General features: G+C 46.0%; 4 protein-coding genes. 3 read left to right on the top strand and 1 reads right to left on the bottom strand.

All coding sequences use genetic code 11. The features are described 5' to 3' along the window. The first annotated feature begins 820 nt into the window (after positions 1-820). Positions 821-1,540 (top strand): polysaccharide deacetylase family protein, encoded by a 720-nt coding sequence (locus IE064_RS11495; RefSeq protein WP_189617937.1) that lies wholly within the window; start codon positions 821-823, stop codon positions 1,538-1,540. A 41-nt stretch (positions 1,541-1,581) separates the two neighbouring features. Here IE064_RS11495 and IE064_RS11490 read toward each other — a convergent pair whose 3' ends face one another. Further along, a complete protein-coding gene (locus IE064_RS11490; protein WP_189617936.1) occupies positions 1,582-3,969 on the bottom strand; it encodes an OmcA/MtrC family decaheme c-type cytochrome in 2,388 nt (795 codons plus the stop codon). A gap of 355 nt (positions 3,970-4,324) precedes the next feature. Between IE064_RS11490 and IE064_RS11485 the strand changes: the two genes are divergently transcribed. Beyond that, the gene (locus IE064_RS11485) at positions 4,325-4,975 is read left to right on the top strand and encodes a 4Fe-4S dicluster domain-containing protein (protein ID WP_189617935.1); all 651 of its coding nucleotides are present in this window, start codon (positions 4,325-4,327) and stop codon (positions 4,973-4,975) included. A gap of 12 nt (positions 4,976-4,987) precedes the next feature. Continuing rightward, positions 4,988-7,126 (top strand): aldehyde ferredoxin oxidoreductase, encoded by a 2,139-nt coding sequence (locus tag IE064_RS11480; protein WP_189617934.1) that lies wholly within the window; start codon positions 4,988-4,990, stop codon positions 7,124-7,126. The last annotated feature ends 4 nt before the right edge of the window (positions 7,127-7,130 follow it).

Raw genomic sequence — 7,130 nt, 5'->3', positions numbered from 1 at the left:
TAACGCAGCAAAGCTGCAACCAGCGTTTGCATGAATAGAGTGAAGATGACGAAAACGGTAGTACCACCGGAGTAAAACCTGATAATAAAAACAGCAGTCAAATGCTTTGGGCTTTTTGAGGATATTCTGGCGCGGAACTCATCGTGGAGCGGTAGGCGAGAGCCTCCAACAGAGACTCCGAATACATTAGCGCAGACCCACCTCGTCATTGGATTTTATGCTTGCAACAACGAGGCGGACCATACATTTTTTATGGAGTTTGTAATTTTCCGTGTCGTCATCGGTGACATTGGCCAATAATCTGTTGATGATGGCTTCTGGCGTTAACGTTGGTATTCGCCGCAGTTTGCCGTTGCTGAGTGTATTTGCTTGGGGACACTAATGTTGCTGTTGGCAACATAGACTTCTAGGTATTGTTTCTGCCGTTACAGTGGCGACAGTATGCCTTTGACTGGATTATCTGTTGTACTTCTCATGGTTGATTGGCCGCAGCAGTGCGGTTACTGTCATAGACAGATTAGCTTGTCCTTTGGGTTTCATGAAAGGATGATTGTTTCAATGGGTGAGAATACTAAGGCGTGAGAGTCGCTGTCGGGATGAACACTGCCGAGGTGATAACATCACATTGCAGTTGCTGTTGGCTACAGCAGTGTTTCTGTGGTTTTTTTACGTGAGTCAGCATATGGCCGCTATAGGTGCATCTGCAACCTTGATTAGCAAGAGCCCGCCATCGTCAATACTGCTTAGGCAATGGGCATTGTTGGCATTCTCTGTTCTGCCAATGTTGGCTGAGTTGTTGATGGGTTCCTAGGATTATCTTATGAATAAATTGCGACTGTTTAAACGCTTGGGAATTGGTGTTGTACTGTTCTTGCTGCTCGGTGTGGCACTTTTGTTGTTATCGCGTTCCCGGGATTTTCAGCTGTTTGGCAAGTTGGTCTCTCATATTGATACTGCCGTCCCCGTAGTTGCACTGACTTTTGATGATGGGCCCTCAGCACAGTACACCCCCGATGTGCTGGCGACGTTGGCACGTTATCAGGTCAAGGCGACATTTTTCGTTACTGGCCGTGAGGCATCACAGCATAGTGCCATGACCAAGGCAATTGTTGCCGCAGGGCACCAGTTGGGCAATCACTCTTGGTCACATCCAAGACTGGTTTTTCACTCATATGCTGTCATTGCTAATGAGATTGAGCAGACGGATGCCGTTATTCGAGAAGCCGGTTATCGTGGTCCTATCTATTTCCGTCCGCCTTATGGCAAAAAATTGCTGCTGTTGCCTTGGTATCTTAAGCAACACCAGCGAGTGACTGTGACTTGGAATGTGGAAGCTGACTCTGATTTAGGTGCCGATGCCGACACCATTGCGCAACGTGTCATTAGCGAGGTGAAGCCGGGTAGTATCGTGCTGTTGCATGTCATGTATGCTAGCCGTGAGGCATCAAGAGCTGCGTTACCATCCATCATCGAAGGATTACGGGCAAGAGGCTATCGATTGGTCACGATGGCAGAACTGCTACAAGACTCGCAGCCATAAAAAACGGCGCCACGGCGCCGTTTTTTCTATCAAAAGTCAGACTATTTTTGACTGGCTTCCTTGTGGAGCTTGATTACCCCGTAAGCTTGGCCTTCTGCGTGGCAGTAGTAACAAGTTTCGTCACCCGCCTTGTAGATACGACCAGCACTGGCGTTATCTTCAACTACACCACCAAACTCTTTGGCGTGACCAGCCCAGTCGGCAACCTTGCTGTGGCAGCCAGCACAGGTGGCTACTGTTGGTGACAGTTCGGTCACTTGACCATCGGCAGTGGCGCCTACCGTTGCCACTAACTGAGAGTTTTCAGTTTTCAGCCCAGTGAAGTCTAACTGACCTTCATCGTGACAGGCTTGGCAGTTGGCTGCTGATTGCGGATAAGTTGTCTCATCCCTCGGCGCACCCATACCTTTAACAGTACGAGTTCCTGCGTGCAGAGAATGCACCATTTCACGATAGTTGAGCGTGTTATTTGCAGTGCGGATTGACTTGATATGGTCAGCTCCAGCAGTGTGGTAAATATCGGCACCCATATAGGCAACAGTGTCATTGTTGTGACAGCTGTTGCAGCTGCCATCGGTCAGTGCTGTGGCACTTACTGGATTATGACAACTGCCGCACTTATCGTTACCTGGTGCGAAGTTAGCATTGGTTGCTGCATTGCCGGCAAGCGTATGTGCATCAACAATTCGCTGCTGCATTTCACTATCATGACATGCTTGACACTTGCCTTCGTCAGCCACGATAGCGCGGCTAGCGTTAGCTCCGGTCAAATCCAGTGCGTTAGCAGACATAACTTCAACCTGAGTTGCTGCCTGATCACTGTTACAGTCAACAGATGTCACTGAGTCCTGGTTGGCACATACCAGCATTTTGGCCTTCACTACAGCAGAGGCTACATCGCCAAAATCGGCAGCAGTAACACCGTTGATAGTCGCTGTCAGTTTGTTGCCATTCATGGTCAGAGTGACGTTGCTATTGGCTTTACTGATATCCCATAGCTTATGCTGACCATTATTGACCGGACGGGCAATAACATCAGGCTTACCGTTGACGACCAAATACAGCGCACTGATAGCACTATCCTGAGCTGGGAAGGTATTGAGTTTGTCAAAGTCAACGGTTGCTGTCAGTGTGCCGGTTCCCAAAGCAACAGAACTCAGGGAGAGACCGTACAGATCTTTAATGCTGCTGCGAGTCTGAAGTAACTGATCGTGGATCAGGCCGGCACCTTTAGGATTATTACTGTCTGGATGACAACCGGCACAGCTGTTCGCCCATGCTTTGGGAAACAGTTCGCGGTCATGGAACAGTGAAGCAGCAGTACCGTTCCAGGTGTTGGGAGCTTGGCTGATTTTGTCTTTATGGCAACTCAGGCAGCTGTTGTTTCCCGGAATATAATACTGATCTGCTTGCGGTGCAGCATTACTGATGTGACAGCTCTGACAATCTGCAATTTCACCTGGATAATGCACACCACTGAAATCGTTCATGCTGGCATTATGTCCCACAATTTTATAGTCAGCCTGATGGATTTTATGCACCAGCGTGGCCATATCAATAGGATTACCGGTTTCAGGATCGGCAGAATAGGTGGTGTGACACATGACACAACCTTCAAAGTTGAACCGTTTACCACCATGCATCAACAAACGATGTTCGCTACTGCCTAAATTGGCAGTATGGCAGCGATAGCAACTTTGCTGCGGATCAATCAACTGACGGCCTTCATCGGCTTTAGCAACTGCGCCGGTTGCCGGTATAAAATCGTAAGTGATATTGATCAGTTTTTTGGTGACATCGCTGTCACTTGTTGGCAGCAATTCCAGATAGATGCGGGTAGTTGCATTGGCATCATAATTGGTATCCAATCCTTCAAATTGTGAATAGGCATTCAATGCCTTACTGAAGGTATAGCGATAATGCCCGCCGCCCAGATTTGTAATGCAATCTAGTTTGCAGCTGGTTTCAATACCGGCTTGCCATTCAGTGGTCGCTTTTGTTCCTGCGCCGGATCCCGGTGCCACTTGATTATTGATATAACTGATCCACTCCTCACCTTCGGCCATTTGGTCTTTGGTATTGTAATCAGCAACAGCATCTTTGTTTGGCAGCAGTGGTTGTGGCTGACCAAGTTTGGCAATACCGACACCTAAAGTGGCGATACTATCAAGCTTATCAAGGCCAATCACCGCCACCCCATTGGCGTTACTCAGATAGAAATCCACACTGACTTGTGTTTTATCGTCAATGTTGACCGCTTCAATCTGCGCACTCAGCGTTGTGGCATTGTTGATATCCACGTCCACATCGCTAACAGGCGGAGTGGGATTATCCACTTGGTTATTATCATTATCATCAGAACATCCTGCTAATATTCCGTAATTTAATGATAATAATGACAACCATAAAATATGGGTTTTGGTCTTCATATATTTCATTCCTTGTTTAGAAAAGTGTCGGGATCTAATAGGAATGCACTCGAGAATATACTCTATTTATTTATGAGGATATGTGTGTGATGAATCTCTGGTATTTGGTTTGTTAATTGTTAAGAGTGGGTCAACGCTAAAATATTGCTTTTTCTGAATCAGCATTTTCATTTTCAGCAAAAGTGAAAAAATAAATTTGATAACATCAGCAAAGCGTATTTCACAATGCAATAGAATTTACTAACTGTGACTTGAACAAGAAAAATATAATCTCTATTAACATTATGATTAATTGTCGGGATATACCAGGAAGCATATTTTAATTATATTTCTTTAGCTAATAAAGGGAAATAAGATGATCACCAGACGAGGAATGCTGAAAGGTAGCATGGGAGTTGCTGTAGGTACAGTATACAGTGGTACTCTCGTCAGCTTTTTGACAGGTTGCGGTAGCGACAATAATGATAATGGCAACGGCGAAGTCGTTGTTATGCCAGGCGGATTAATGGTTGTAAACCCAATACTATGTGTTGGTTGCCGACGCTGTGAAGCCGCTTGCGGCTGGAACCATGAAGGCGATTGCGGACCAACAATTGCCAGGGTAAAGGTCGCTCATAATATGAACTATGGCCCACATGGCGTTCAATCAAATTATTATGAACAACGTGGTGAAAGCGGCGATTTTACTCTGGTGCCGCAAACTTGCCATCAATGTAATGTCTGTATGGAAGTGTGTCCACAAAAGGCTATTTCAATTAATGAAAAAACTGGTGCAAGAGAAGTGGATGAATCACTTTGCGTCGGTTGTGGTTATTGTGCAGACAAATGTCCACAGCAAACAATTAAAGTTGTTCGCAGTAAAATGAAATCCGTTAAATGTGACTTGTGTCAGGGTGAACCTAATTGTGCTCAAGTGTGTACTACTGGTGCAATTAAATTCTATACCTGGGAAGAAGCAGAAGAAGCATTGGAAATATATAACAACTATACCGGTTTGGTCGGATAAGAGGTAAAGCAAATGGCTATGAATTACGGCGGATGGGCTGGTAAAGTTTTATGGGTAAATTTAACCACCAGCGAAATTTGGACCGAGCCCACAGAAAAATATCTCGATTATCTTGGCGGTTCTGGTATTGGATATAAAATTTTGTGGGACCACCATGTTGACGGACAATTAGGCACAGATCCTGAAAATGTGATCGTTTATTCAATTGGACCTTTAACCGGCTCTGGGGTTATCTGTTCAGGACGTATGACGGTCACCTCAAGAAGTCCTGCTACACCGGGACATCTGATTACCGATGGTCACGTTGGTGGACACATTGGCCCAGAATTTAAATATGCTGGTTATGATGCTTTGGCGGTTATTGGTAAAGCGAATTCACCAGTGTGGATCCGTATTGAAGACGATAAAGTCAGTATTGAATCAGCTACTGCTATTTGGGGAAAGGGGACTTTTGATAGTAACGCTGAATTGACTAAGTTGATGGGGCAGGACGCTCAGGTATTTTCTATCGGTCAAGCGGGTGAAAATTTGGTGCCCATGTCCGGTTTTATGACTCCAGGTGGTCATGCGGCAGGTGGTCATGGTGCCGTCATGGGGTCGAAGAATCTGAAAGGTGTGGGGGTTCATGGTACAGGCACCTGTACCATCAAAGCTTCTCGCGATGAGATGCGCGCACTGGATGACCATATTCTCGGTATTATCGGCTCCAACAACAATAACGTGGTACCGTCGACTCCGCAGTCTTGGGCTGAATACTATAGTTCTGGCAGCCGTTGGAAAGCTCGCGATGAGATTAAATGGGGGGCCGCGGACGAACCTGTAGAACTGGGAGAAGTTGCTTGGAATGAAAGGAATCGTATCGGTTACCGCTGCTCAATGGCCGAAATGTATGTTGGGGTGGAATACACCAACAAGTGGTTAAAACGCATGGGCGGCTGCCACGCATGCCCAATTCGCTGCTATTGCGAAATGAAAGTGCCTGAATTAAAGAGCCGCTTCAAATTCAAATCTGAATACATTACCAACACTTGCGGTGGTTTCATTTGGGGCAACTATTTGATGCCAACAACCGCAGGGACAGAACAGTATGCACTGACAGCGACTGCGGGCGCATATTTACGTGATGACTACGGTATTTTTTCTGGGTACGGGCTGACTCATCATATCTTTAAAGATATGAAAACGGCCGATCTGTTCAAGCATCTGCTGTCAGCGGAGGAGTTCGCGGATGTTCCTTGGGAACAATGGGACAATAACGAACCTGAATTTTTGGTTGATCTGTATAAACGTGTTGCTTTCCCTGACAGTTACCCTCATGAAAACGCGTTGGGCCGTATGATGGGTGATCCCGTTTCCTATATTGATATTTGGAAATTGGATGGTACTAACCCGGCGATTGATAACTGGAATATCTATGCGGAGAGCAATGTGCATTTGTTCAACCGCAGCATGCGCCATGCTCTGCACCATGCCAGTGAATGTGCTAGCCAGGTAGGTACGTTGATCAACGTTATCTTTAACCGTGATCCAATGTGCCACTCTCATATCAACGTGGTTAATGGTGGTTTACCTTACGATATTCTGGCAGAAGTATGCGCAGAAAAATTTGGTGAAGGTGCCTTTGACCCGGTGAAGTGGTATACCCCCATCAACCAGGGCAAAGTTAACTTTGCTAAGTGGTGCGTGGTCAAAAACGTGCTACATGATTCATTAACTATCTGTAACTGGGTGTTCCCATTGATAATTTCTCCAGACAAAGAAAAGAATTATCGTGGTGATAGCTCTATCGAAGCCCAAATGTACAGCTTGGTGACTGGTGATAAGGTTACTGAAGAAGAGTTGGATATTATGGCCGAACGTACAGTGCAGTTGCACCGTGCTTTCACTGCCCTTGAGATGAACTCTAATGACCTGCGTCGAGATCATGATGTGTTGTCTGATTGGGTTTATGACATAGATCCAGATAAGAACTTCGGTGATCAGGGCACCATCAAAATGGATCGTGATGACATCCAAAAGGCGCTGGGTATGTTCTATGAAGCGTGGGGTTGGGATAGTGAAACTGGTATACCCACTCGTGCAACTCTGGAAAAATTTGGTTTAGGTTACGCAGCTGATAAGCTGGCCGCCAAAGGTTTGTTACCGGGGTAATCGA

It is taken from the genome of Shewanella fodinae (genome assembly GCF_014651955.1).
Taxonomy (GTDB): Bacteria; Pseudomonadota; Gammaproteobacteria; order Enterobacterales; family Shewanellaceae; genus Shewanella; species Shewanella fodinae.
This window is presented reverse-complemented; position numbering and strand designations above follow the sequence as displayed.